The following is a 24,878-nucleotide window of genomic DNA, read 5'->3' as shown; positions in this document are numbered from 1 at the left end:
GCCTGATGGTCACTCGACGCCGAGCATGATGTAGTCGTACATGCTCTGGCCCTCGTTGTAGGCGACGTTCGTCAGGCCCTTGCCGCGCATGAGCAGCGACTTGGCCCAGACCACCGGAAGGATGGAGGCGTCCTCCATGACCTTCTTGTCGACCTCGACCCACAGCTTGGCACGGGCCGCCTCGTCGAGCTCGCCAGAGGCCTGGTCGATCAGCTTGTCGACCTCAGGGTTCTTGACGCTGAGGTTGTAGTTGCCGGCGTCGCGGATGGTGCGGCTGTCGACGATGGCCTGCAGGAAGCCGTAGCCGTCGGGCCAGTCGGAGCCCCAGCCGTGGGCGGCCAGGCCGATGCCGTTCTCCTTGACGTAGTTCACGTTTCCGGCGTAGTCGGAGAAGTAGCTCGAGGCCGGGAAGCCCTTCAGCGTCAGCTTGATGCCGACGCGGGAGAGCGCCTGCTCCATGGCCTCGGCGAGCGCCTTCTCGCGCGGGCGGTCGGAACGGTAGGCCATCGTGGTGGTGAAACCGTCAGGCTTGCCGCAGGCGGCGAGCGCCTCCTTGGCCTTGGTCAGGTCGCCCTTGTTGTCGGCCGACGGGTACAGGTCGAACTTCTCCTGGCCCACGATGGCGGGGGGCATCACGTTGGTCGCGATCTCGCCGCCGGCGACCTCGCCTCCGTAGGCGGTCTGGTTGGCGACGCGGTCGGCCGCGAACATGACGGCCTTACGGCAGTTGACGTTGTCCAGCGGGGCGTTGTCCGGGATGACCGAGACGTACCAGAGCCTGGGGATCGTCGGGTTGTCCGTACGGGCCTTCAGCGCCGGGTCGGGCAGGACCTTGCCGAGCGCCGCGGGCTGCATGCCGGTGCCGGGGATGTCGAGCTGGATGTCACCGGAGATGATCTGGTTGTCCAGGTCGTCGGCGTTGACGTTGAGCTGGACCTCGATGCGGTCCGGCAGCGCGGGACGGTTGGGGTCGGTCGCCGGGTCCCACTGGTCGTTGCGGACCAGGGCGAACCGCTTGCCGATCTCGTTCGTCTCGAACTTGTACGGGCCGGAGGAGACGACCTTCTCGCGGTACTTCGCGCCGGTGTCCTTGTCCTTCGGCACCGGGGCCGTCATCGGCATCTGGACGATGTAGTCCATCGACGCGAACGGCTTGTTCAGGTGGAAGACCACCGTGGTGTCGTCGGTCGCCTCGACGGCCGAGGAGTAGTCGACGTCGGGGGTCTTGTAGACGCCCTTGAAGTCCTTCGGCCAGGCGAGCAGCTCGTTGAGGTACGACGGGCCGTGCGGGAAGGTCTCCTTGTCGAAGGAGCGCGCCACCGCGTACGCCACGTCCTTGGCGGTGATCGGGGTGCCGTCCTCGAACTTGAGGCCACTCTTGATCTTGTACGTCCACGTCTTGCCGTCGTCGCTGGGCGTGCCGAGCGACTCCGCGAGGTCGGGGACGACGGTGTTGCCCTCAGGGCCGGGGCCCGGCTTGTACATCGTCAGCGTCCGCCAGTAGAACCGGCCGAAGTCGAACGAATAGCCGTAGTAGGTGTCCCCCGGGTCGAGGCTGTCCCAGTCGGAGGAGTGGGCCGCCTTGAGCGTCCCGCCCTTCTTGGTCGACGGGTTGAACACACCGGTCACAGCAGCGTTGAACGCGTCCTGCGCGCCGGTGCCGCCGGACGCGGACTGGGCGGGCTGCTGGGTCGAGCCGCTACCGCCGCCACAGGCGGCGAGCGCCAGCGCCAGCACCGCTGTCGCGGCTCCTGCCAGTGCGTGTTTCCTTCTCATTGACTAACCCCTTTGGAGTGAGATGCGGGGGATGAAGCGCGTGGGTGGTGGGTCAGTGCGCTCGGGGGTCGAAGGCGTCCCTCAGACCGTCGCCGAACAGGTTGAACGCCAGAACGGTGATGAAGATCGCCAGACCCGGGAAGATCACGAAGTGGGGCAGCGTGTAGAAGCGGACCGCCTCGGACAGCATGCCTCCCCAGGTGGGGGTGGGGGGGGTGATGCCGACACCCAGGAACGAGAGCGACGCCTCGAACAGGATGTTGGTGGGGATGAGCAGGGTCGCGTACACCAGGATCGGCGCCATCAGGTTCGGCAGGACCTCGCGGAACAGGATGTAGCCGTGGCGGGCGCCGAGGCTCTTGGCGGCGTCCACGAACTCGCGTTCGCGCAGCGACAGGGTCTGGCCGCGGACGATGCGGCCGATGCTGGGCCAGCTGAAGAAGCCGATGATGAAGATCAGCATGGCGATGCGCAGGCCGTTGCCCTCGAGGCCGAAACCGTGGTCGGGGACCACGCCGGCCAGCGCGATGGCGAAGACCAGGAGCGGGAAGGCGAGGAAGACGTCCATGAGCCGGCCGATGACCTGGTCGACCCAGCCGCCGAAGTAGCCGGCGATGACGCCGAGGACGGTGCCGATGATCACGGACACCACGGTGGCGAGGAAGCCGATCAGCAGCGAGATCCACGCGCCGGCGACGATGCGGCTGAAGATGTCACGGCCGTTGACCGGCTCGACGCCCAGCAGATAGTCGCTGCTCATGCCGCCTGCGGCGCCCTTGGGCAGCAGTGTGGCGGGGTCGATCTGGTCCTGGTGGAACTCCAGGGGCGGATGCCCGAAAAGCGCGATGATCGGCGAGGAGAAGATCGCGACGAGGATCAGCAGGACGACGACGCCGCCGCCCGCCAGCGCGACCTTGTCACGCCTGAGCCGCATCCAGGCGATCCGGGTGAGAGATCTGCCCTGAATGTCTTTGCCCGCTCCCGCGAGCACCGACTCCGGTTGCGCTTCTGTAGCGGAACCGGACACGTCTAGCGGTGCGGTCATGCCGAAATGCCCCCTGGAACCAGACGACGCTGTCTCAACGCGTGGTGACTTCAGACCGCGTTGTCGCGGACCTCAGGAGGCAGAATCTATGGCCTGAGCTGCGCTGACTAGTCCCCCAGACCGCTATGTGGCTAATCTGTGATTGATGCGAAACGGATTCGTATTGGTCTCCACACCGATGTCCAGAATGCGTACCGATTCCGTCTCAGAACCACGACATGGCCGCCGGCTCGGCCGCGTTCAGCTGATGCCGCGGCGCTTGAGAAGCTCTTCGATATCGGAGAAGTCGTCGTCTTTCGCGGCCTGTTTCGGGCCGGCCTTCTGGGCCCTTTTCGGCTCGCCGGCGGCCGGCCGGGCTCCGGGAGCCTGCTGCGGCTTGGCCCCCACGGCCGGGCGTTCGGCCTCCGCCGCCACCGCCGGATCGGCGCTCTTGCGAAGTCTGCGGCCGCGCATCACGCCCGAGACGATGAAGAGCACCGCCGACAGGCCCGCCAGTGCGACGCCTGCCCACACCATCGGGTTGAGCACCAGGTTGGTCACGAAGCCGACCACTGTGGCGCCGATCGTCCACAGCGCCGACAGCGCGCCCGTGAGGTAGGCCGCCACCGGCAGCAGCGCCCACGCGGTCGCCCGCAGGCCCGAGGCCACTCCCCTGCGCCGGAAGAGCATGTACGCCAGCACCAGTCCGGCGATGGCCAGCCCGCCGCACAACGGCAGCGCGATCTGATTCAGCGTGTCCATATGCCGCCCCTCGTCGTGGCTTTACCTCCATCCTGGCACGCGATCTCGCCCGCGCATCGTCCTCGAGAACCACTTCTCCCTTAGGGGGAACCCCGAGCCTGCCGGCTCAGGACCGCAGCAGCGCCCGCAGGTCGGCCACCCCGACCTCCGTCAACGACGACACCACCAGCCGGCCAGGAGCGGGCTCCACGGGCAGCAGGTGCGGCACCGCCACCACCGCGCAGCCGGCCGCCGTCGCCGCCGCCACGCCGTTCGGGGAGTCCTCCAGGACGACGCAGCGCACCGGCTCCACCCCCAGCCGCCGCGCGGCCGTCAGGTACGGCTCGGGGTCCGGCTTCGTCCGCGTGACGTCGTCGGCGGTGACGACCAGGTCGAACCGGTCACGGCCGAAACCCTTGAGTACGGCGTCGGCGATCTCCCCCAGCGACGAGGTCACCAGCCCCACCGGGACCCCCTCGTCGCGCAGCGCGTCGACCAGCTCACCCGCGCCGGGCATGGGCACCACGCCCTGCGACAGGCGCGCCACCATGCCGGCCACCATCCAGTCGCGTACGGCGCCGGGGGCGACGTCGGCGCCGGACACGCCCAGCATGTACTCGACCGTGCGCTCCATGGACCCGCCGACCAGGTGGGCCTGATGCTCGGGCGTCCACTCCGCGCCCAGCCGGCCCATCACCTCGGTCTCGATCTCCAGCCAGACCCGCTCGCTGTCGACCAGCAGGCCGTCCATGTCGAAGAAGACCGCTTCCACCCTTGCTCCTGATCGGTTGTGTCCGCCCGCCATGGTGGCCGCCCGGGATGAACCGCGGGTGAAGGGGGGTCGCACCCGTACGGAACAGCGGCCGAGATCGTCGTGCGGCGGGCCCCGGCGGCGCGGCGGGAGACCGCCGCCGGGGACGTCACCGCAGGTCGCGGTCAGACGTTGAAGTAACTGGCCTCCGGGTGGTGGACGACCACGGCCGAGGTGGACTGCTCGGGGTGGAGCTGGAACTCCTCCGACAGCGACACCCCGATGCGCTCGGGCGCGAGCAGCTCGAACAGCTGCTTCTGGTCCTCCAGGTTGGGGCAGGCCGGGTAACCGAAGGAGTAGCGGCAGCCCTGGACGTTGACCTTGAGCATGTCGTCGAGCGACTCGTCGCCGCCGATGCCGAGCTCGGCGCGCACCCGGGCGTGCCAGTACTCGGCCAGCGCCTCGGTGAGCTGCACCGACAGGCCGTGCAGTTCGAGGTAGTCGCGGTAGGCGTCCTTCGCGAACAGCTCGGAGGTGGCCTCGGCGATCTTCGAACCCATGGTGACGACCTGGAGGCCGACCACGTCGACCTCGCCGGAGTCCTTCGGGCGGAAGAAGTCGGACAGGCACAGGTGGCGGTCGCGGCGCTGGCGCGGGAACGTGAAGCGGGTGCGCTCGCTACCGTCGTCGTCGAGAATGATCAGGGAGTCGCCGTCGGACACGCAAGGGAAGTAGCCGTACACGACGGCGGCCTCCAGCAGCCCCTCGGTCTGGATGCGGTCGAGCCACATGCGCAGCCGCGGCCGGCCCTCGGTCTCGACGAGGTCCTCGTAGCCGGGGCCGTCGCCGCCGCGCGTCGGCTTGAGCCCCCACTGGCCGAGGAACAGTGCCCGCTCGTCGAGGAAGGCGGAGTACTCCTGCAGCGAGATGCCCTTGACGACGCGGTCGCCCTGGAAGGGCGCCTTCGGCAGCCGGTTGTCGACGGCCACGTCGGAGCGGGCCGGCAGCTCTTCGACGGGGGTGCGCTCCAGCACGGCGCCGGTCTTGACCCGCCGCTCGCGCAGCGGCGGCAGCGCCGCGCCGGGTACGCCGCGCTTGACGGCCATGAACGCGTCCATCAGCCGCAGCCCCTCGAACGCGTCGCGCGCGTAGCGGACCTCGCCGTCGAACAGCCCGGCGAGGTCCTGCTCGACGTAGGCGCGGGTCAGGGCGGCGCCGCCGAGCAGCACCGGGTAGTCGCCGGCCAGGCCCCTGGAGTTCATCTCCTCCAGGTTCTCCTTCATGACGACCGTCGACTTGACCAGCAGGCCGGACATGCCGATGACGTCGGCCTTCTGCTCTTCCGCGGCCTCGATGATGGCCGAGACCGGCTGCTTGATGCCGAGGTTGACGACCTGGTAGCCGTTGTTGGACAGGATGATGTCGACGAGGTTCTTGCCGATGTCGTGCACGTCACCCTTGACGGTGGCCAGCACGATGCGGCCCTTCGTCTCGCCCTCGACGCGGTCCATGTGGGGCTCGAGGTGGGCGACGGCGGCCTTCATCACCTCGGCCGACTGCAGCACGAACGGCAGCTGCATCTGCCCGGAGCCGAACAGCTCGCCCACCGTCTTCATGCCGTCGAGCAGCACCTCGTTGATGATCTCGAGGGCGGGCCGCTGCTCCAGCCCGGAGTCGAGGTCGGCCTCCAGGCCCTTGCGCTCGCCGTCGATGATGCGCCGCTTGAGCCGCTCCCACAGCGGCAGCGCGGCGAGCTCCTCGGCCTTGCCGGCGCGCAGCGCGGCGGCGTCGACGCCCTCGAACAGATCCATGAAGCGCTGCAGCGGGTCGTAGCCAGGACGGCGGCGGTCGTAGACCATGTCGAGGGCGACCTGGCGCTGCTCGTCGGGGATGCGGGCCATCGGCAGGATCTTGGAGGCGTGCACGATCGCGGAGTCGAGCCCCGCGTTGACGCACTCGTTGAGGAACACCGAGTTGAGCACCATGCGGGCGGCCGGGTTGAGGCCGAAGCTGATGTTGGACAGGCCCAGCGTGGTCTGCACGCCCGGGTAGCGGCGCTTGAGCTCGCGGATGGCCTCGATCGTCTCGAGGCCGTCGCGGCGGGTCTCTTCCTGGCCGGTGGCGATCGGGAAGGTCAGGCAGTCGACGATGATGTCCTCGACCCGCATGCCCCAGTTGGTCGTCAGGTCGTCGATGAGCCGGCTCGCCACGCGCACCTTCCACTCGGCGGTGCGGGCCTGGCCCTCCTCGTCGATGGTCAGCGCGACGACGGCCGCCCCGTGCTCGCGGACGAGCCGCATGATCTTCTGGAAGCGGGAGTCGGGGCCGTCGCCGTCCTCGTAGTTGACGGAGTTGACCGCGGCGCGGCCGCCCAGCATCTCGAGGCCGGCCTGCAGCACGGCGGGCTCGGTCGAGTCGAGCATGATCGGCAGCGTGGAGGCGGTGGCGAAGCGGAACGCCAGCTCCTTCATGTCGGCGACGCCGTCGCGGCCGACGTAGTCGACGCAGAGGTCGAGCATGTGGGCGCCGTCGCGGGCCTGGTCGCGGGCCGTCTCGACGCAGTCGTCCCAGCGGCCTTCCAGCATGGCCTCGCGGAAGGCCTTGGAGCCGTTGGTGTTGCAGCGCTCGCCGATGGCGAGGTAGGACGTGTCCTGCCGGAACGGGACGGTCTGGTAGAGCGAGGACGCGCCCGGCTCCGGGTGGGGGCGGCGCGCCGCCACCTCCTTGCCGCGCACCCGCTCGACCACCTGGCGCAGGTGCTCGGGGGTGGTGCCGCAGCACCCGCCGACCAGGGACAGGCCGTAGTCGCGGGTGAACATCTCGTGGGCGTCGGCCAGCTCCTCGGCGCCGAGCGGGTAGTGGGCGCCGTCGGAGGTCAGCACCGGCAGACCGGCGTTCGGCATGCAGGACAGCCTGAGCCGCGAGTGGCGGGCGAGGTAGCGCAGGTGCTCGCTCATCTCGGCCGGGCCGGTGGCGCAGTTGAGGCCGATGACGTCGACGCCGAGCGGCTCGATCGCGGTCAGCGCGGCGCCGATCTCGGAGCCGAGCAGCATCGCGCCGTTGGTCTCGATGGTGACCTGCGCGATGATCGGCACGTCCTTGCCCGAGGCGTCGATGGCCCGCCTCACGCCGACGACCGCGGCCTTGACCTGAAGCAGGTCCTGGCTGGTCTCGATGATGACGGCGTCGGCGCCGCCGGCGATGAGGCCGGCCGCGTTGTCGCGGTAGGCGTCGCGCAGGCTGGCGTAGGGCAGGTGGCCGAGGGTGGGCAGCTTGGTGCCCGGCCCGATGGAGCCGAGCACGAAACGCGGGTGGTCGGGGGTGGACCAGCGGTCGGCGGCCTCGCGGGCGACGCGGGCGCCGGCCTCGGAGTACTCGAAGACGCGGTCGGAGATGTCGTACTCGCCGAGGGCGGCCAGGTTGGCGCCGAAGGTGTTGGTCTCGACGCAGTCGACGCCGACGGCGAAGTAGGCGTCGTGGACGCCGCGCACGATGTCGGGCCGGGTGACGTTGAGCACCTCGTTGCAGCCTTCGTGGCCCTCGAAGTCGTCGAGGGTCGGCTCCTGAGCCTGGAGCATCGTGCCCATCGCGCCGTCGGCGACGACGACTCGCTGGGACAACACTTCTCTGAAGGACGGGGAGATGCTCATGGGGTAGAGCTTATCCGCTGCCTTCCCGGCGACCGTCGGGCGCCAGGCGGGCCCCTCGGGGGCGCCGGCGCCGGGCTCGCCGCGGGTCGCGTCCGCACCGGACCCGCCGCGAGTGGCGGCCGCGGCGGTTCCGCGGGCCTTCGTCGTCACGTACGCCGCTTCGGTGCGGCCTTCGCCACCGGTCATCCGGCCTTCGTGCCCCGGCGCGCAGCCGGCATGCCGGGGTTCGCCCGACGCGAACGGGGGTGAGTGCCGTACGCGGCCGGGGAGCGCCGCGCGGGGCGGGCGGGCCGCGTACGGCACCGCGCGGAACTGCGGCGGAGGCGGACGCACCCGGGCGAGCGGGGCAGCCGGGCGGCCGGCGGGAGGTGCGCGCCGGGCGGCGTCGCGTACGGCCTCGCCCATTTTTCCGGGCGACAGACGGTGACGGCGACGGCTCCGCAGCGCATAGGCTTAGCGGGACGATGGAAGTGGAGGCGACACGTGATAGAGCTCGAAGGGCTCCCCGAGCTCGTCGACCCGGTGCTCATTGCCGCGTTCGAGGGCTGGAACGACGCGGGTGAGGCTTCCAGCGGCGTGATCGCCCACCTCGAGACCGCCTGGAAGGCCGAGCCGCTCGTCTCGCTCGACCCGGACGACTACTACGACTTCCAGGTCACCCGGCCCGTGGTCGAGATGAGCGACGGGCTGACCCAGTCGATCGTGTGGCCGACGACGCGGCTGCTGCGCGCCCGCCCGCCGGGCGTCGAGCGCGACGTGGTGCTGCTGCGCGGCATCGAGCCCAACATGCGCTGGCGCTCGTTCTGCGCCGACATCATCTACATCTGCCGCGAGCTGGGCGTCGAGCTGGCCGTCATGCTCGGGGCGCTGCTCAACGACTCGCCCCACACCCGTCCCGTGCCGATCCTCGGCAGCGCGAGCAACGACGGGCTCGCCCGGTCGATCAACCTCGAGCTGAGCCGCTACGAGGGGCCGACCGGCATCGTCGGCGTGCTGGGGCACGCGTTCGGGCAGGCGGGCCTCGACGCGGTCTCGCTGTGGGCGTCGGTGCCCCACTACGTCGCGCAGCCGCCCAACCCGAAGGCGACCCTCGCGCTGCTGCGGCGGCTGGAGGACGTGCTGGAGATCCCGATGCCGCTGGGCGACCTCGACGAGGAGGCGCGCGCGTGGGAGCGTGGCGTCGACGAGCTGGCCTCCCAGGACAGCGAGGTGGCCGACTACGTCAAGGAGCTCGAGGAGCGCAAGGACGCCGCCGAGCTTCCCGAGGCGAGCGGCGACGCCATCGCGGCCGAGTTCGAACGCTACCTCCGCCGCCGAGACCGCGACACGGACAGCTGACCTCCGCCGCCGAAACCGCGACACGGACCAACTGACCTCCGCCGCCGAGACCACGGCACGGACCAACTGACCTCCGCCCCCTAACGCTCAGGCCCGCCCGGAACCCGGCGTTCGGCTTTCCGCCCTGCTCAGGTCTCGAGCTCTCTGCGCGGGGTGGCCGCCGTCGATTTGTGCGGCGGGCCGTTCGCGGCGCTCTCCGGGACGGGCCGGCTCCGGGGCAGGTGTCAGGCGTGGCGGGCGGTGGAGGGGTGCGCGGCGCGGCGTAGGGCCTCGTCGTAGCGGTGCCAGATGAGCCTCACGACGTCGGGGTCGGCACCCAGCGGCTCGCTGACCAGGCCCGCACCGGCACATTCGGCCAGCCGGTCGTGGAAGTAGCCGGGTGCGAGGACGTACGAGGCGATGGCCACCCGGGCGGCCGGTGTCGAGCTGAGCCGTTCCATGGCCTCCTGCAGCGTCGGCGTGCCCGCCGAGGCGAACGCGGCGGTCACCGGGCGGGCCAGGCGCACGGCGAGCAGGTGGGCCGCGGCCCGTACGTCGGCCAGGGCCGCCGGGTCGGACGAGCCCGCGCCGCCGAGCAGGACGGCGTCGGTGCCGCGCAGGCCCGCGCGGCCCAGCTTGCGTACCAGTGCCGAGGTGAGCAGCCGGTGCGGGCCGAGCCAGCCGGCCACCACCGCGTCGGGACGGTGGGCGGCGACGACGGCGGGCAGGTCGACGTGCGCGTGGTAGCCGCCGGCGAGCAGCAGCGGCACCACCACCACGGGACCCCGCACGGCCGGCAGCAGCTCCGCCAGCGGCGGCGAGCTGATCTCCAGGTAGCCGAGTTCGACGCGCCACCCGGGCCGGTCCCTGCGCAGCGCCTCGGCCAGCGCGTCGAGTGAGCGTTCGCCGGCAGCGCTGCGCGTGCCGTGGGCGGCCAGCACGAGCGTCGGGGTCCCACCACGACGGCCCGCCGACGGCGCAGGGCCGGGACGCGTCGCGGACGGCGCGGGGCCGGGACGCGTCGCGGACGGCGCGGGACCACGACGCGTCGCGGACGGCGCGGGGCCGGGACGGCGCGCTGACGGGGCTGGGCCGGGGCGGCTCGGTGATGGTGTGGAGCCGGGGCGGGCCGCGGGTGGCGGAGGGGTGGGGGCGTCCGCGGGCGGTGGGGGGACGGGGCCGTCCGCGGACGGAGTGGGGCTGGGGTGGAGGGGTGGGGTCAAAGGGCCACCTCGTAGCGGCAGGCGAGGCGGTAGCCGCGTTTGACGACCGTTTCGACGATCTCGCCGGCCCCGAGAGCGCGACGCAGCCGGGTGACGGCCATCTCGACCGCGTGCTCGGCCGACTCGCGCGCGACGCTGCCGGGCAGCACCGTACGCAGGTCGGCGCGCGAGACCACGTGGCCCGGCTTGTCGGCCAGGCGCTTGAGCACCGCCATCGGCGCGGGCGGCAGCGGCCGCAGGGCGTCGTCCACGACGGCCGCGTGGCCGCGGATCTCCAGGCGGTGGCCGCCCGCGCTGACCCGGGTGACGCCGTGCTCGGGCAGGTGGCGGGCGAGGACGCGGGCGAGCGCGCCGAGCCGGGAGCGGTCGGGCTGCAGCGTCGGGACGCCTCGCGCGGCGAGCGGTCCTGCCGTGACGGGGCCGACGCAGGCGGCCACGACGCCGCCGCCGAACGCGGCCAGCAACGCGTCCTCCAGTCCTTCGGCCCGCGCGGTGGCCAGCATGGAGTTGACGGCGGGGGCGCTGGTGAAGGCGACGGCGTCGATGGCGCCCGACAGCGTCTGGTTGATGAGGCGGCGCAGCGGCGAGATGTCGCGGTACGGCAGCCACCGGTAGACCGGGATCTCGATGACCTCGGCCCCCGCCCCGCGCAGGTCGGCCACGAACGCGGCCAGCGGCTCGCCGTGCTGCTGCACCGCGATGCGGCGGCCGCGCAGGTCCTGGGCGAGGAGGTGGACCTTGATCTCCTCGCACGACTCGGTGGCGGGCGTCCAGTCGTCGGTGAGCCCGGCGGCGCGCACCGCTCCCCTGGCCTTGGGCCCGCGGGTGAGCAGGCGGGCCCTGGCCAGGTGGTCGCTCAGCTCGCCGGACAGGCCCCAGCCCTCGGCGGCGGCCATCCAGCCGCGGAACCCGACGCCGGTGGTGATGACCACGTCGTCCAGCGGCGCCTCGAGGGTCTGCCGGGTGGCGGCGAGCAGGTCGGCGTCCTCGGCCAGGGGGACGAGCCTGATGGCGGGCGCGCTCACCACCCGTGCGCCGCGCCGTTCGAGCAACGCCCCGAACTCCTCGCGGCGCCGCGTCGCGGTCACGCCAACGGTGAAGCCCGCCAGGGCGTCGGGGGCCGTCTCCGGCGAGTAGCCGGTCTCCTGAGGGAATTCGCTCATGCCCACACCTCCGAGGGCTCCACGACGCCCGGCCGGGCCCCGAGCACCCGGCCGGGCATCACAGAGGTACATGACTCTTGTGAGAACACCCTCCGATAGTGCTTTCGGGTGGTTTCGCCGCTGGGTCCGCTCTGTTACCTCTGTGCTACATGGCGAAAAGCCGGGGATTGGCGTGCGGCGGCGCCGGGAAACGTAGATCGTGACGACGCCGCCTATCGGGGAGTTACGGGTGACGGTACGGCTGATCCGCACGTTCGACGATCCGGTGCTGCGCGAGACGTCCGCGCCGGTACGCGATTTCGACAAGGAGTTGCGGCTGCTGGTGAAGCGGCTGACGGCCACGATGAACGCGGGCTCCGGCCGCGCGGGCGTGGCGGCCCCGCAGATCGGCGAGCCGGTACGGGTGATCGTCTACAACTATGACGGCAAGTCGGGCCATCTGGTCAACCCGCGCCTGGAGTTGTCGGCGCGGCGCGTCACCGCCGACGAGGCGTGCCTGTCCGCCCCGGGCGTGTGGTGGCCGCTGGAACGCTCCTTCATGGTGACGGCGCGCGGCCGCGACATGTTCGGCCGGCCGGTCACCGTGCGCGCGCTGAGCGTGCTGGCGAGGGTGCTGCAGCACGAGGTCGACCACCTCGACGGGGTGCTGTTCAGCGATCACCTCGAGGCGGGCGAGCGGGAACGGTTTCTCGCGGCGGCGCTGTCAGGATGAGTTCCCGCCGCTGCGCGGGGTCGGTGCCGCCCCAGACGCCGTCGGCCTGCGCGGTGCTGATCGCGTAGTCGAGGCACGGCCGCCTGACGGGGCAGCCGGCGCAAATCCGTTTGGCCTGCTCGACCTGGGTCTGGCCCGGCCCTTCCACGGTGATCGGGAAGAACAGCTCCGGATCCAGGTCAAGGCAGGCCGCCCTGCGGGTCCAGTCGAGCATCGTCATGGGCCCGCGCCTACCCTCGGTGAGCGGCGTCATACCTTCCGGAGCAGGTCGTCCCAGTCGGCGAGGAATCGCGCCAGACCGTGCCGGGCGAGGGCCGCCGACCGCGCGGCCTTGCCGGTCTGGCGGGCGGTCTCGGGGTCGCGTACGTACGCCTCCAGGGCGTCGGCCAGCACGTGGACCTTGGTCGACAGCACGCCGGCCTCCGGCGGGACCGCCTCGACGGCCTCGGTGGCCGCGAGCGCGACCACGGGCAGGCCCAGCATCATCGCCTCGATCAGGGCCAGGCCGAGCGACGTCCAGCGGTAGGGGTGCAGGTAGACGCGTCTTTTCGCCAGTTCGGCGTGCATGACGTGCTGGGGCAGGTCCTCGTGGGTGGCGTACGGCAGCCCGGTGACCTTCATCCCGAACACGTCCAGGGGGACGCGGGCGGCGAAGCGGGGCAGCAGGTCGGTCCCGGCGACGCGGGTGCGCCGTACCGGCTCGTTGACCACGACGCCGGCCCTGGGCAGCTCTCCGGTGTACAGGTGGCCTGGGTCGGGCACGCCGTGCTCGATGACGCGGGTGGGGGCCCTGCCGTTGTCCCAGTAGAGCTCGTTGAAATGGGTGACGTGGACGAGCGTGATGTCGTCGCGGCCGGCGAGCGGGTGGCGGGTGCGCGGCACGTCGCCGGCGGGGGTGTTGTGCTCGACGTACACGCCGGGCACGTCGCGGCCGAGCCACTCGCCGGCCAGGTCGATCTCGTGCGGGCGCTGGTAGACGACGACGTCGACGGGTTCGTCGCGCAGCCGGTCCCAGGGCACCTCGCGGGCGCGCTCGGGCCAGTCGAAGGTGGCCGCCCTGCCTCGCCCGTCGGGCCCGCGTCCGGGTACGAGCGGGAGCACGTAGTCGTGCGTCCCCCGGATGAACGCACTGGTCCACGAGCCGTGCACGTGCCAGAGCAGGATCCTCACCAGCGGCTCCAGCCGAGCGCGCGGGCCCAGGGCCCCGACGCGGCCGGCACGGGGGCCTCCGTCGCGCCGCCGAGCACGAGTTCCACGGCGTCGCCGAGGTCGTGCGCGATCGCGGGGGCCTGCTCGATCTCCTCGGGCAGCGTGTGCGGGGTCGGGATCAGGATGCCGCGCGCCCCGGCGGCGCGGGCGGCGTCCATGTCGCGGCCGATGTCGCCCACGACCACGCAGTCGCGGGGGCTGACGTCGAGCACGGCGGCCGCCCTGATCACCAGGCCCGGAGCGGGCTTGCGGCAGGTACAGCCGTCACCCTCGTCGTGGACGCAGATCGCCCACGCGTCGAACGGCCCCAGCAGCTCCTCCACCCTGGCGTTGACCTGGTCCATGTCGTCCGGCGACAGCAGGCCCTTGGCGACGCCCGACTGGTTGGTGACCACGGCCACCGGCACGTCGGCTCTTCTGAGCCGGCACAGCGCCTCGACCGCGCCCGGCATGGGCTCGACGAGGCCGGGATCCCCGTTGTACGGCACGTCCCTGATCAGGGTTCCGTCCCTGTCGAAGAGCACCGCGCCAGGACGTCGCTTGTCGAACACCATTCACCTCCGTTGGCGTGTCCGGCAGCTACCCGGCACCCCCTCGGGCAAACAACTACTGAGCGTGACCAATCGCAGCAGCGCTGACCTGTTTTCACACCTCCCGGGGTTACGTCAGGTTTGGGAGCCGCTTCTCTCGGTAGCGGTTCTCAACGTCCGCAGGGGCGTCCTGAGGGGGAGGAAGCATGAGGTTTCTCGGCATCAACGCGATCTTCCACGACCCCGCCGCGGCGCTGGTGGTCGACGGCAGGATCGTGGCCGCCGCGGAGGAGGAACGCTTCAGCCGGCGCAAGCACGGCAAGCGGCCGCTGGCGTTCTCCGCCTGGGAGCTGCCCGAGCAGGCCGCCGCCTGGTGCCTGCGCGAGGCGGGCCTGTCCCCCGAGGACGTCGACGCGGTGGCCTACTCCTACGACCCGTCCCTGGTGCTGCGCCGCCCGGAGGGCGAGTGGGAGGACCTGCGCACCCGGTACGCGGTGCGCGCCCCCGCCTTCCTCGCCACCGCGCTGCCCGGCCTGGATCCTGGCCGGGTCGCGTACGTGCCGCACCACGTGGCGCACGCCGCCTCGGCCGGGCTGGCCTCGCCGTGGCGGGACTGCGCGGTGCTGGTGTGCGACGGGCGCGGCGAGGACGTCTCGCACCTCGCCGGCGTCTACCGCGACGGCGAGCTGGAGGTGCTCGCCGCCCAGGAGCTGCCGCACTCGCTGGGGCTGATGTACGAGGAGGTCACCGAACACCTCGGCTTCCTGCGGTCCAGCGACGAGTACAAGGTCATGGCGATGGCCTCGTACGGCTCCCCGCGCCACCTCGACGCGCTGCGCGAGGCGATCTACACCACCGACGACGGCGGGTTCCGGGTCGAGCCGGTCGACTGGAACGCCTACGCCAAGGCGCTGCCCAGGGGCGGCACGTGGACGTCCGACCACGCCGACCTGGCCGCGAGCGTCCAGGCCAGGCTGGAGGAGGTGCTGCTGGAGCTGGTGCGCTGGCTGCACGCTCGCACCGGCGAGCGGCGGCTGGCGCTGGCCGGCGGCGTGGCGCTCAACTGCGTCGCCAACACCCGGCTGCTGGACGAGGGGCCTTTCGAGGAGCTGTGGGTGCAGCCGGCCGCCGGCGACTCAGGCACCGCGCTGGGCGGGGCGCTGCACCTGGCGCAGGCGTACGGCGAGCCGGCCGGGCCGATGGCGGGGGCGGCGCTCGGGCGCGGCTTCACCGACGAGGAGCTGGGCGCCTGGCTCGACGTGGCGAAGGTGCCGTACTCGCGGCCGGCCGACCTGGCCGCCGCCGTGGCCGCCGAGCTGGCGGCCGACCGCATCGTGGCCTGGTTCCAGGGCCGTTCCGAGTACGGGCCGCGGGCGCTCGGGCAGCGGTCGCTGCTGGCGCATCCCGGGCACGCGCGCAACACCGAGCGGCTCAACGACGTCAAGGGACGCGAGCAGTTCCGGCCGATCGCGCCGATGGTGCTGGAGTCGCGGGCCGCTGCGATCTTCGGGCGGGGTCCGGTGCCGTCGCCGTACATGCTGTTCGTGCACGACGTGCGCCCGGACTGGGCGCCGCGCATCCCCGCGGTCGTGCACGTGGACGGGACCGCGCGCGTCCAGACCGTCTCGCCGGACGCGCAGCCGCTCATGGCGCGGGTGCTGGCCGAGTTCGAGGCGCGCACGGGGCTGCCGGTGGTGGTCAACACGAGCCTCAACACCGCGGGCCGGCCCATGGTGGACGATCCGCGCGACGCGCTCGAGTGCTTCGGGTCCGCGCCGGTGGACGTGCTCGCGCTGGGGCCGTACCTGGTGCGGCGGGGGGAGGTGTTCGCGTCGTGATCACCGTGGTGATCCCCACCGTGGGGCGGCCGAGCCTGCGCGACACCGTGGCGGCCGTCGGGCCTGACGTGCCGGTGGTCGTGGTGGACGACCGGCGGGCCGCTGGTGCGAGCGGCGTGCTGGAGTCGCTGCCCGCGCACGTGCGGGTGGTGCGGTCGGGCGGGCGTGGGCCCGCGGCGGCGCGCAACGCCGGGTGGCGGGCGGTGCACACCCCGTGGGTGGTGTTCCTCGACGACGACGTGGTGCCGGGTCCCGGGTGGGCCGAGGCGGTCCGTACGGACCTGGCGGGGCTGCCCGGCGACGTGGCCGGCAGCCAGGGGCGCATCGTGGTGCCGCTGCCCAGGGGCCGCCCTCCCACCGACGCCGAGCGGCACACGGCCGGGCTGGAGGACGCGCTGTGGGTGACGGCCGACATGGCCTACCGGCGGCGGGTGCTGGAGTCGCTCGGCGGGTTCGACGAGCGCTTCCCCGGGGCGTACCGGGAGGACTCCGACCTGGCGCTGCGGGCGCTGCGGGCCGGGCACCGGCTGGTCAGGGGCGAGCGGGTGACCGAGCATCCGGTGCGCGCGGACGGCTTCTGGTCCAGCGTGCGCTTCCAGCGGGGCAACGCCGACGACGTGCTCATGCGGCGGCTGCACGGGCCGGGGTGGCGTGCGGTGGCCGGCGACGGACCCGGGCGGTTGCGCAGGCACGCCGTCACGACCGCGGCGGGCCTCGCGGCCGCGCTCCTCGCCGGGGCGGCGCGGTCGCGGCGGGCGCCGCTCGTCCTCGCCGGGGTGGCGGGGGCCGCCTGGGCGATGCTCACCGCCGAGTTCGCGTGGCGGCGGGTGGCCCCGGGGCCGCGTACGCCGGAGGAGGTACTGCGCATGGCGGTCACCAGCGTGTTGATCCCACCGGTCGCCTGCGCGCACCGGCTGCGCGGGGAGCTGCGCCGGTGACCCGCCGCGACCGCGAGACCGCTCCCGGACGCGAGCCCGCCCCCGCGCCCGGGCGCGCCACCGCGCCCGGGCAAAAGGGCGCAGCGCGCGGGCGCGGCGACGCGGCGCGTGGGCGGGGGCGGGTGCTCGTGGTGCGGCTCGACGGTGCGGGGGACGTGTTGCTGGCCGGGCCCGCGGTGCGGGCCGTGCGGGCGCACGCCGCCGAGGTGGTCTTCCTCGCCGGCCCGGACGGCCGGGCCGCCGCCGAGCTGCTGCCCGGCGTGGACCGGGTGGCCGAGTGGCACGCGCCGTGGATCGCCCATCCCCCGCCACCCGTCTCGCAGGAGCATGTGGCGGCCCTGACCGGCCAGGTGCGGGACGTCGACGAGGCAGTGATCCTCACCTCCTTCCACCAGTCGGCGCTCCCGCTGGCGCTGCTGCTCCGGCTGGCCGGGGTCGGCAGGATCGCCGCGATCAGCAACGACTACCCCGGCTCGCTGCTCGACGTCCGCCACCAGGTGGACGAGGACGCCGACGTCCCGGAGGCCGAGCGGATGCTGGCGCTCACCCGGGCGGCCGGGTTCGAGCCGCCGGACGGCGACGACGCCAGGCTCGCGGTCCGCCGGCCGCTGCCGGACGTCGCGGAACTCGTGCGGAACGTGGGCGCGTACGTCGTGGTCCATCCGGGCGCCTCGGCCCCCGCCCGCGCCTGGCCGGCGGAGCGGCACCGGCGAACCGTGCGCGAGCTCGCCGAGGACGGCCACCACGTGGTGGTGACCGGCCACGAACGCGACCTCACCGCCTTCGTGGCCGGCCGGCACGCCGTCGACCTCGGCGGCCGGACCACGTTCGCCGAACTCGCCGCCGTGATCGAGGGCGCGGGCGTGCTCGTGGCGGGCAACACCGGTCCGGCGCACCTCGCCGCGGCGGTCGGCACCCCCGTCGTGAGCCTGTTCGCCCCCGTCGTCCCGGCGGCGCGATGGGCGCCCTACGGCGTCCCGTCCGTGCTGCTGGGAGACCAGGACGCGCCCTGCCGCGGCAGCCGGGCGCGTCTCTGCCCGGTCCCCGGGCACCCGTGCCTGTCCCAGGTGACGAGTGAGCAGGTGGTCAAGGCAGTGAGGGAGCTGACGCAGTGAAGGTCGATCTCGTTTCCGAGCACGCCGACCCGCTGGCCAGGCCGGGCGGGGTGGACTCCGGCGGCCAGAACGTCCACGTGGCCGCGCTGGCGACGGCCCTCGCCGAGCGCGGGCACATCGTCGCCGTCCACACCCGCCGCACCTCGCCGGCGCAGCCGGAGTCGGTGCCCCTGGCCCCCGGCGTCACGGTCGAGTACGTCACGGCGGGCCCCGCGGCCCCCGTCCCCAAGGACGACCTGCCGCCGTACCTGCCGGAGTTCACCGAACGGCTGGCCCAGCGGTGGTCGGAGCGGCCCCCGGACGTCGTGCACGCGCACTTCTGGATGAGCGGCCAGGTGGCGCTGCGGGCGGCCCGCGACCTGCCCGTGGTGCAGACCTTCCACGCGCTCGGGACGGTCAAGCGGCGCTGGCAGGGCGCGGCCGACACCAGCCCCGCGCACCGCGTCGCGACCGAGCGGGAGATCGGCCGGCGGGCCGACGCCGTCGTGGCCACCTGCAGCGACGAGGTGGGCGAGCTGTGCGCGATGGGCGTCCAGGAACAGCGGATCGCGGTCGTGCCGTGCGGGGTCGACCTGGCGGCGTTCTGCCCGCAGGGGCCGGTGGCGCCGCGTACGGACGGCCCGATGGTGCTCAGCATCGGCCGGCTGGTGCCGCGCAAGGGCGTGGACACCGTGATCAGGGCGCTGCGCCAGGTGCCGGACGCCGAACTGGTGATCGCCGGCGGCAGTCGCGACGACCCGGAGGCGGTCCGGCTGCGCGAGCTGGCCGAGGGCCACGGCATCGGCGAGCGCGTGCACGTGATCGGCGCCGTCCCGCGCGAGCACGTGCCGGCACTGATGCGGGCGGCCGACGTCGTGGTCACGGTCCCGTGGTACGAGCCGTTCGGCATGGTCCCGCTGGAGGCCATGGCCTGCGGCGTCCCGGTCGTGGCCTCTGCGGTCGGCGGCCACCTCGACACGGTCGCCGGCTGCGGCGTCCTGGTCCCGCCGCGCCGCCCCCGGGCGCTGGCGAGGGCACTCAAAGACCTGCTCGGCTCGCCGGAACGGCGGGCGGCGCTCGGTGCGGCGGGCGCCCGCCGCACCCGCGCCCGCTACGCCTGGCCGCGCGTGGCCGAGCAGACCGAGGCGGTGTACGCGCAGGTCATCGACGGAAACGTGTGCCGCCTGGCGGCCCTGGGGGGTTGATGATGGACAGTCATCTGGAAAAGCTCTGGAACGTCCTCGAGAAGGTCGAGGGCCAGGCGGCCACCGTCCGCATCTGGGGCGGCAAGCTGGCCGGGGTGCTGGCCTCCGGGGGCAGGCTGCTGGCCTGCGGCAACGGCGGGTCGGCCGCGGAGGCCCAGCACCTGACGGCCGAGCTGGTCGGCAGGTTCCGCGAGGACCGGCTGCCGTACGCCGCGCTCCCGCTGCACGGCGACGCCTCGTCGCTGACGGCCATCGCCAACGACTACGGCGCCGACGAGGTGTACGCCCGCCAGGTGCGGGCGCACGGCCGGCCCGGCGACGTCCTCGTGTGCCTGTCCACGAGCGGCGCCAGCCCCAACGTGCTGGCCGCGGCCCGCGCGGCGCAGGAGGCCGGGATCCTGTCGTGGGCCATGACCGGCCCGGCGCCTAATCCGCTCGCCGACCTGTGCCTCGACGCGGTGGCGGTGCCCGCCGAGGAGACGGCGACCGTCCAGGAAGTGCACCTGGCACTCATTCACCTGCTCTGCGACGCCGTGGAGGAGGCCCTGTGACGGCACCGCTGGTCGTCCTCGGCGACACGCTGCTCGACGTGGACGTCGAGGGCGACGTCGAACGCCTGTGCCCCGACGCGCCCGCCCCGGTTCTCGAGGTCCTCGCCGAGCAGTCGCGTCCTGGCGGGGCCGGGCTCGCCGCGCTCCTGACCGCGCGCGACGGCGCCGACGTCGTGCTGATCACGGCGCTGGCCGACGACGCCGACGGGCACCGCCTGCGCGCCCTGCTGTCGGCGGAGGTCGAGCTGGTACGCATCCCGCTGCGCGGCGGCACCGTACGCAAGACCCGGGTCAGGGCCCGCGGACGGACGCTGGTGCGGATGGACACCGGCGACGGCACCGCCCGCTACTCCCCCACCCCGGAGGCCGTCGAGGCGATCAGGTCCGCCGGCGCGGTGCTCGTCTCCGACTACGGCCGCGGTGTCGCCCGCATGGCCCGCGAACTGCTGGGCGACCGCACCGTGCCGGTGGTGTGGGACCCGCACCCCCGGGGCGAGCAGCCGATGCCGGGCTGCGCGCTGGTGACGCCCAGCGAGGCGGAGGCCAGACAGCTGTGCGCGGACGGCTACCACGGGCCGGACCAGGCGGCGCGCAGCCTCGTCCGGGTCCTGCGGGCCAGGGCCGTGGCCGTCACCACCGGCGAGCGCGGGGCCGCGCTGGCCGTGGAGGGCGGCCCACTGACTCGCGTGCCGGCGCCGGTGCGGGCCGCCGGGCAGGACGCGTGCGGCGCGGGCGACCGGCTCGCCGGCGCCGCGGCGCTGGCGCTGCGCGACGGCGCCGACGCCGAGAAGGCGGTCACCATCGGCGTCGGCGAGGCCTCGCGCTTCGTCGAGCGTGGCGGGGCCGCCGGCATCCGGGTCCAGGAGCAGCGGCTCGGCGACCGGCCCCGCACGGCGCTGGAGGTGGCCGAGGTCACCCGGGCGTCCGGCGGGCTGCTGATCGCCACGGGCGGCTGCTTCGACCTGCTGCACGCGGGCCACGTGAGCCTGCTGCGGCGGGCGCGGGCGCTCGGCGACGCGCTGGTCGTCTGCGTCAACTCCGACGACTCCGTACGCCGTCTGAAGGGCCCGTCGCGGCCCGTCGTGGACGTGCGCGACCGGGTCGAGGTGCTCCGGGCGCTCGGCTGCGTGGACGCGGTGACGGTGTTCGACGAGGACACCCCCGCCGCGGCCATCGAGCAGCTGCGCCCCGACGTGTGGGTCAAGGGCGGCGACTACCAGGAGGAGCGGCTGCCCGAGGCCGAGGTCCTCGGCCGGCTCGGCGCGCGGATCGTGATGCTGAGCCTGCTGCCGGGGCGTTCCACAACGAATCTGATCAGGGAGATCCAGTGAACATTTTGATCACCGGGGGAGCCTCGGGGCTCGGCCTCGCCACCGCCGAGGCCGTGGAGAAGGAGGGCTGGAAGGCCCTGGTCGTCGACGTGCGAGAGCCCGACCAGCGCTTCGAGCACGTCACGGCCGACCTGGCCGACCGCGGGGAGGCCGAGCGTGCCGTGCGCGAGCTCGCCGAGCGGGCCGGCGGCCTGCACGGCGTGGTGACGGCCGCCGGCATCGACGCGTGCGGCCGTCTGGAGGACGTGCCCGCCGACGACTGGGAGCGGGTCGTCAAGGTCAACCTGCTGGGCACGGCCTCGGTCGTGCGGGCGGCGCTGCCGTACCTCAAGCACACCAGGGGGACGATCGTCACCTGCGCCTCGACGCTGGGACTGCGGCCGCTGAGCGACGCGTCGGCGTACTCGGCGTCCAAGTTCGGCGTCGTCGGCCTCAGCCGGGCGCTCGCCGTCGAGCTGCGCGGCGAGGTCGGGGTCACCCTGCTGATCCCCGGCGGCATGCGGACGGCGTTCTTCGACGGGCGTCCCGAGCAGTACAAGCCGGGACCGGAAGCGGGGCTCAACGACCCGGCGCACGTGGCCCAGGCCGTGGTCTTCGCGCTGCGGCAGCCGGCCGGTTGCGAGGTGAGAGAGCTCGTCGTCTGCCCGTCCACGGAGACGTCATGGCCCTAGATCTGCTGGTGCTGCGCGGGCTCGGCCTGGGCGACCTGCTCACGGCCGTGCCCGCGCTGCGGGCGCTGCGGCAGGCCTTCCCTCGGCACCGGATCACGCTGGCCGCGCCACGGGCGCTGGACGCCCTGCTGCCGCTGACCGGCGCGGTCGATCATCTGGTGGACGTGTCGGGCCCTGGGCCGGTGCCGTTCGCGCGGCCCGACGTCGCGGTCAACCTGCACGGACGGGGGCCGCAGAGCATCGACGCGCTGCGCGCCACGGAGCCGGGACGGCTGATCAGTTTCGGCACCGGGCCGCCGTGGCAGGACGGCGTGCACGAGGTGCGCCGCTGGTGCGGGCTGCTGGAGTGGCACGGCGTCCCGGCCGACCCGTCCGACCTGACGCTCGGCATCTCCGAGCGGACGGGGCCCGCGATCGTGCACCCTGGCGCCGCCTATCCCGCGCGCCGCTGGCCGCCCGAGCGGTTCGCCGAGGTGGCCGCCGCGCTGGGCGACGACGTGGTCGTCACCGGCACCGCCGCCGAGGTGCCGCTGGCCAGGGAGGTCGCCGAGCTCGCCGGCCTGCCGCCGGAGCGCGTGCTGGCCGGGCGGACCCGGATGGCCGACCTGATCGACCTGGTCAGCACGTCGCGGCTGGTGGTCTGCGGCGACACCGGGGTGGCGCACCTCGCGACCGCGTTCTGCGTGCCGTCGGTGGTGCTGTTCGGGCCGGTCTCGCCGGCGTTGTGGGGGCCTCCGCCGGGCTGGCGCCACGTGGCGCTGTGGGCCGGGCGGAACGGTGATCCGCACGGGGAGCGGCCGGATCCCGGCCTGCTGCGGATCGAGGTATCCGAAGTCGTCGACGCTGCCATGGAGGTCACATCATGAGGGTTCTGGTCACCGGGGGGGCCGGCTTCCTCGGTTCGTACCTGTGCGAGCGGCTGCTGGGTGAGGGTGCGGAGGTGATCTGCATGGACAGCTTCCTCACCGGCGGCCCGCGCAACGTCGAGCACCTGCTCGACCGTCCGCAGTTCCGGCTCATCGAGTGCGACCTGACCGGGTACGTGCACGTGCCCGGCCGGGTGGACCTCGTCCTGCACTTCGCCTCGGCCGCCTCGCCGGCCGACTACCTGCGCTACCCGATCGAGACGCTGCGGGTGGGCAGCGTCGGCACGCTGCATGCGCTGGGGCTGGCCAGGGAGAAGGGCGCCCGGTTCGTGCTGGCCTCCACGAGCGAGGTGTACGGCGACCCGCTGGAGCACCCGCAGCGCGAGACGTACTGGGGCAACGTCAACCCGGTGGGCCCGCGCAGCGTGTACGACGAGGCCAAGCGCTTCGCCGAGTCGTTGACCACCGCCTACCGCCACTCTCGTGACACGAACACCGGAATCGTCCGGATCTTCAACACCTACGGACCGCGCATGCGCCCGTTCGACGGCCGCGCGATCCCGACGTTCATCCGGCAGGCCCTGACCGGCGAGCCGATCACGGTCACCGGGGACGGCTCGCAGACACGTTCCATCTGTTACGTCGACGACACCGTGTCGGGGATCCTCGCCATGGCCCGCAGCGACTTCGCCGGGCCGGTCAACATCGGCAACCCCGACGAGCTCACCATGCTGGAGCTGGCCACCACGATCAAGGAGCTGGCCGGGTCGTCGTCGGAGATCACGTTCGTCGATCGGCCGGCCGACGACCCGATGGTCAGGCGGCCGGACACGACGCTGGCGGCCGAGCGGCTCGGCTGGCGGGCGCAGGTGCCCTCGTCCGAGGGCCTCAAGCGCACGATCGCCTGGTTCTCGAAGGAACTGGCCGCGATCAGGCAGCTGGAACGCGCCCAGGCCTGACGGCGAGCCCCGCATCCGCGTCGGCGCGCTGCGGGGCTCTCGTCGTGGCGCGAGTGGCGCGGGACGTCCCGCGGTCGTGCGGGCGTCCCCGGTGGGTCAGAGCGCGACGCCGAGGAGGGCGTCGGTCAGGTCCTTGACCAGGGCGGGGGCGGCGGAGTCCGAGCCGCCGCCGGCGAGCGCGTCCTCGGCCCAGGCGTCGATCGCGGCCAGCGCCGCCGGCGCGTCGAGGTCGTCGGCCAGGCGCTCCCGAACCCGGGCCAGCAGCTCGTCGGCCGACGGCCCGGCGGGCAGCGCCACGGCGGAGCGCCACCGCGCGAGCCTGCGCTCGGCCTCGGCGAGCATCGCGGGAGTGTACTCCCAGTCGGTGCGGTAGTGGTGGGCCAGCAGCACGAGCCGCACCGCCATCGGGTCGTGCTCCTGACGGAGCCTCGAGACGAAGACGAGGTTGCCCTTCGACTTCGACATCTTCTCGCCTTCGAGCCCGACCATCCCGGCATGGGTGTAGAACTTCGCGAACGGCCACTCCCCCGTCACGGCGTGCCCTTCTGAGGCGCCGCACTCGTGGTGGGGGAACGTCAGGTCGGAGCCGCCGCCCGCCACGTCGAAGCCCGCGCCGAGGTTGGCCAGGGCGATCGTGGTGCACTCGATGTGCCAGCCGGGCCTGCCGCGGCCGAGCCGCGAGTCCCAGGCGGGCTCGCCGGGCCGCTCGGCGCGCCACAGCAGCCAGTCGAGCGGGTGCCGCTTGCCCGCGCGGCCGGGGTCGCCGCCGCGCTCGGCGAACAGCGCCGCCATCTGCTGCTCGTCGTAGCCGGACACCTGGCCGAACTTGGGGGCGTCGGCGACGCTGAAGTAGACGTCACCGTCGAGGACGTACGTCACGCCCTTGGCCTCGAGCCGGCCGATCAGGTCGGCCACCTGGTCGATCGTCTCGGTGACGGCGACGTACTCGCGCGGCGGCATGATCCGCAGCGCCTCCATGTCGCCGCGGAACAGCTCGATCTCCCGCTCTGCCAGCTCCTGCCAGTCGACGCCGGTCTGCTCGGCCCGTTCCAGCAGCGGGTCGTCGACGTCGGTGGCGTTCTGCGTGTAGTGCACCTCGTGGCCGGCGTCGCGCCACTGGCGGCCGACGAGGTCGAAGGCCAGGTAGGTGTTGGCGTGGCCGAGGTGGGTGGCGTCGTAGGGGGTGATACCGCACACGTACATCCGCGCGGTGGGACCCGGATCGGTCTGCCGCACCTGCTTGGCCGACGTGTCGTAGAGCCGCAGCGGAACGCTCTCACCTGGGAGCTTGGGGAAATTAGGGGCAGACCACGATCTCATGCCCATGAG

General features: G+C 73.1%; 22 protein-coding genes. 11 read left to right on the top strand and 11 right to left on the bottom strand.

The features are described from left to right. Nucleotides 1–9 precede the first annotated feature (9 nt). From BLR04_RS16500 to metH, 5 genes are all read right to left on the bottom strand, one after another. Nucleotides 10–1,776 (bottom strand): ABC transporter substrate-binding protein, encoded by a 1,767-nt coding sequence (locus tag BLR04_RS16500; RefSeq protein ID WP_176903118.1) that lies wholly within the window; start codon nt 1,774–1,776, stop codon nt 10–12. Between the two features lie 52 nt (nt 1,777–1,828). Further along, nucleotides 1,829–2,821 carry an ABC transporter permease gene (locus tag BLR04_RS16495; RefSeq protein WP_090765280.1) on the bottom strand — a complete coding sequence of 331 codons (993 nt, stop codon included), beginning with the start codon at nt 2,819–2,821 and terminating at the stop codon, nt 1,829–1,831. A gap of 240 nt (nt 2,822–3,061) precedes the next feature. Next, a complete protein-coding gene (locus tag BLR04_RS16490; RefSeq protein WP_090765277.1) occupies nt 3,062–3,562 on the bottom strand; it encodes a cellulose synthase in 501 nt (166 codons plus the stop codon). A gap of 106 nt (nt 3,563–3,668) precedes the next feature. Next, nucleotides 3,669–4,313, bottom strand: a complete 645-nt coding sequence (locus BLR04_RS16485) for an HAD family hydrolase (protein WP_090765272.1) — start codon at nt 4,311–4,313, stop codon at nt 3,669–3,671. A gap of 164 nt (nt 4,314–4,477) precedes the next feature. After that, nucleotides 4,478–7,942, bottom strand: coding sequence for a methionine synthase (gene metH / locus BLR04_RS16480; protein WP_090765571.1), 3,465 nt, complete (start codon nt 7,940–7,942; stop codon nt 4,478–4,480). Nucleotides 7,943–8,425: 483 nt separating this feature from the next. On the opposite strand from metH, the gene BLR04_RS16475 reads away from it, so the two are divergent. Next, complete coding sequence (locus tag BLR04_RS16475) at nt 8,426–9,280, top strand: PAC2 family protein (protein ID WP_090765270.1); 855 nt, start codon at nt 8,426–8,428, stop codon at nt 9,278–9,280. A 224-nt stretch (nt 9,281–9,504) separates the two neighbouring features. On the opposite strand, the gene BLR04_RS16470 is transcribed toward BLR04_RS16475, so the two are convergent. Both BLR04_RS16470 and BLR04_RS16465 read right to left on the bottom strand, forming a co-directional pair. Further along, on the bottom strand, nt 9,505–10,200 hold the full coding sequence (locus BLR04_RS16470) for a sirohydrochlorin chelatase (RefSeq protein WP_090765267.1): 696 nt from the start codon (nt 10,198–10,200) through the stop codon (nt 9,505–9,507). Nucleotides 10,201–10,478: 278 nt separating this feature from the next. Continuing rightward, complete coding sequence (locus tag BLR04_RS16465) at nt 10,479–11,645, bottom strand: uroporphyrinogen-III synthase (protein ID WP_090765568.1); 1,167 nt, start codon at nt 11,643–11,645, stop codon at nt 10,479–10,481. Between the two features lie 229 nt (nt 11,646–11,874). Here BLR04_RS16465 and BLR04_RS16460 point away from each other — a divergent pair, with 229 nt between their 5' ends. Then, a complete protein-coding gene (locus BLR04_RS16460) occupies nt 11,875–12,357 on the top strand; it encodes a peptide deformylase (protein WP_090765264.1) in 483 nt (160 codons plus the stop codon). Here BLR04_RS16460 and BLR04_RS16455 read toward each other — a convergent pair. Genes BLR04_RS16455 through BLR04_RS16445 form a run of 3 tightly spaced genes read right to left on the bottom strand, consistent with a single transcriptional unit; the run spans nt 12,296 to nt 14,120 of the window. Next, the gene (locus tag BLR04_RS16455) at nt 12,296–12,577 is read right to left on the bottom strand and encodes a WhiB family transcriptional regulator (protein ID WP_090765566.1); all 282 of its coding nucleotides are present in this window, start codon (nt 12,575–12,577) and stop codon (nt 12,296–12,298) included. The two genes, BLR04_RS16460 and BLR04_RS16455, sit on opposite strands and share 62 nt — an antisense overlap. A 29-nt stretch (nt 12,578–12,606) precedes the next feature. Further along, entirely contained in the window at nt 12,607–13,527 is a 921-nt protein-coding gene (locus BLR04_RS16450; protein WP_176903117.1) for a glycosyltransferase, read from the bottom strand. Further along, nucleotides 13,524–14,120: a D-glycero-alpha-D-manno-heptose-1,7-bisphosphate 7-phosphatase gene (locus BLR04_RS16445; RefSeq protein WP_176903116.1), complete on the bottom strand. Its 597-nt coding sequence runs from the start codon at nt 14,118–14,120 to the stop codon at nt 13,524–13,526. Before BLR04_RS16445 ends, BLR04_RS16450 begins: the two co-directional genes overlap by 4 nt. Before the next feature lie 182 nt (nt 14,121–14,302). Here BLR04_RS16445 and BLR04_RS41350 point away from each other — a divergent pair, with 182 nt between their 5' ends. From BLR04_RS41350 to BLR04_RS16405, 9 genes are all read left to right on the top strand, one after another. Further along, nucleotides 14,303–15,934 carry a carbamoyltransferase family protein gene (locus tag BLR04_RS41350; protein WP_218128999.1) on the top strand — a complete coding sequence of 544 codons (1,632 nt, stop codon included), beginning with the start codon at nt 14,303–14,305 and terminating at the stop codon, nt 15,932–15,934. After that, nucleotides 15,931–16,872 (top strand): glycosyltransferase family 2 protein, encoded by a 942-nt coding sequence (locus BLR04_RS41345; protein ID WP_218128997.1) that lies wholly within the window; start codon nt 15,931–15,933, stop codon nt 16,870–16,872. Before BLR04_RS41350 ends, BLR04_RS41345 begins: the two co-directional genes overlap by 4 nt. A 131-nt stretch (nt 16,873–17,003) precedes the next feature. Continuing rightward, a complete protein-coding gene (locus BLR04_RS16435) occupies nt 17,004–17,987 on the top strand; it encodes a glycosyltransferase family 9 protein (RefSeq protein ID WP_218129013.1) in 984 nt (327 codons plus the stop codon). Next, on the top strand, nt 17,984–19,171 hold the full coding sequence (locus tag BLR04_RS16430; protein ID WP_090765257.1) for a glycosyltransferase: 1,188 nt from the start codon (nt 17,984–17,986) through the stop codon (nt 19,169–19,171). Before BLR04_RS16435 ends, BLR04_RS16430 begins: the two co-directional genes overlap by 4 nt. Nucleotides 19,172–19,173: 2 nt before the next feature. Continuing rightward, nucleotides 19,174–19,722 (top strand): D-sedoheptulose-7-phosphate isomerase, encoded by a 549-nt coding sequence (locus tag BLR04_RS16425; RefSeq protein ID WP_090765255.1) that lies wholly within the window; start codon nt 19,174–19,176, stop codon nt 19,720–19,722. Next, on the top strand, nt 19,719–21,053 hold the full coding sequence (locus tag BLR04_RS16420; protein WP_090765252.1) for a PfkB family carbohydrate kinase: 1,335 nt from the start codon (nt 19,719–19,721) through the stop codon (nt 21,051–21,053). The genes BLR04_RS16425 and BLR04_RS16420 overlap by 4 nt, the downstream gene beginning before the upstream one ends. After that, nucleotides 21,050–21,724 carry an SDR family oxidoreductase gene (locus BLR04_RS16415; RefSeq protein ID WP_090765249.1) on the top strand — a complete coding sequence of 225 codons (675 nt, stop codon included), beginning with the start codon at nt 21,050–21,052 and terminating at the stop codon, nt 21,722–21,724. Before BLR04_RS16420 ends, BLR04_RS16415 begins: the two co-directional genes overlap by 4 nt. Beyond that, nucleotides 21,715–22,590 (top strand): glycosyltransferase family 9 protein, encoded by an 876-nt coding sequence (locus tag BLR04_RS16410; protein WP_090765246.1) that lies wholly within the window; start codon nt 21,715–21,717, stop codon nt 22,588–22,590. The genes BLR04_RS16415 and BLR04_RS16410 overlap by 10 nt, the downstream gene beginning before the upstream one ends. Next, on the top strand, nt 22,587–23,549 hold the full coding sequence (locus BLR04_RS16405) for a UDP-glucuronic acid decarboxylase family protein (protein ID WP_090765244.1): 963 nt from the start codon (nt 22,587–22,589) through the stop codon (nt 23,547–23,549). The genes BLR04_RS16410 and BLR04_RS16405 overlap by 4 nt, the downstream gene beginning before the upstream one ends. Nucleotides 23,550–23,645: 96 nt before the next feature. Here the strand turns inward: BLR04_RS16405 and mshC are convergent, their stop codons facing one another. Then, complete coding sequence (mshC, locus tag BLR04_RS16400; RefSeq protein WP_090765241.1) at nt 23,646–24,875, bottom strand: cysteine--1-D-myo-inosityl 2-amino-2-deoxy-alpha-D-glucopyranoside ligase; 1,230 nt, start codon at nt 24,873–24,875, stop codon at nt 23,646–23,648. Nucleotides 24,876–24,878 lie beyond the last annotated feature (3 nt).

Source organism: Nonomuraea maritima, assembly GCF_900100395.1.
Lineage (GTDB): Bacteria > Actinomycetota > Actinomycetes > Streptosporangiales > Streptosporangiaceae > Nonomuraea > Nonomuraea maritima.
This window is presented reverse-complemented; position numbering and strand designations above follow the sequence as displayed.

What these genes read in the sequence shown, in the direction of transcription:
- mshC (WP_090765241.1), bottom strand. Translation starts at nt 24,875, where the DNA reads ATGGGCATGAGATCGTGGTCTGCCCCTAATTTCCCCAAGCTCCCAGGT.
- BLR04_RS41350 (WP_218128999.1), top strand. Translation starts at nt 14,303, where the DNA reads ATGAGGTTTCTCGGCATCAACGCGATCTTCCACGACCCCGCCGCGGCG.
- BLR04_RS16500 (WP_176903118.1), bottom strand. Translation starts at nt 1,776, where the DNA reads ATGAGAAGGAAACACGCACTGGCAGGAGCCGCGACAGCGGTGCTGGCG.
- BLR04_RS16425 (WP_090765255.1), top strand. Translation starts at nt 19,174, where the DNA reads ATGGACAGTCATCTGGAAAAGCTCTGGAACGTCCTCGAGAAGGTCGAG.
- BLR04_RS16455 (WP_090765566.1), bottom strand. Translation starts at nt 12,577, where the DNA reads ATGACGATGCTCGACTGGACCCGCAGGGCGGCCTGCCTTGACCTGGAT.
- BLR04_RS16465 (WP_090765568.1), bottom strand. Translation starts at nt 11,645, where the DNA reads ATGAGCGAATTCCCTCAGGAGACCGGCTACTCGCCGGAGACGGCCCCC.
- BLR04_RS16495 (WP_090765280.1), bottom strand. Translation starts at nt 2,821, where the DNA reads ATGACCGCACCGCTAGACGTGTCCGGTTCCGCTACAGAAGCGCAACCG.
- metH (WP_090765571.1), bottom strand. Translation starts at nt 7,942, where the DNA reads ATGAGCATCTCCCCGTCCTTCAGAGAAGTGTTGTCCCAGCGAGTCGTC.
- BLR04_RS16405 (WP_090765244.1), top strand. Translation starts at nt 22,587, where the DNA reads ATGAGGGTTCTGGTCACCGGGGGGGCCGGCTTCCTCGGTTCGTACCTG.
- BLR04_RS16445 (WP_176903116.1), bottom strand. Translation starts at nt 14,120, where the DNA reads ATGGTGTTCGACAAGCGACGTCCTGGCGCGGTGCTCTTCGACAGGGAC.
- BLR04_RS16490 (WP_090765277.1), bottom strand. Translation starts at nt 3,562, where the DNA reads ATGGACACGCTGAATCAGATCGCGCTGCCGTTGTGCGGCGGGCTGGCC.
- BLR04_RS16410 (WP_090765246.1), top strand. Translation starts at nt 21,715, where the DNA reads ATGGCCCTAGATCTGCTGGTGCTGCGCGGGCTCGGCCTGGGCGACCTG.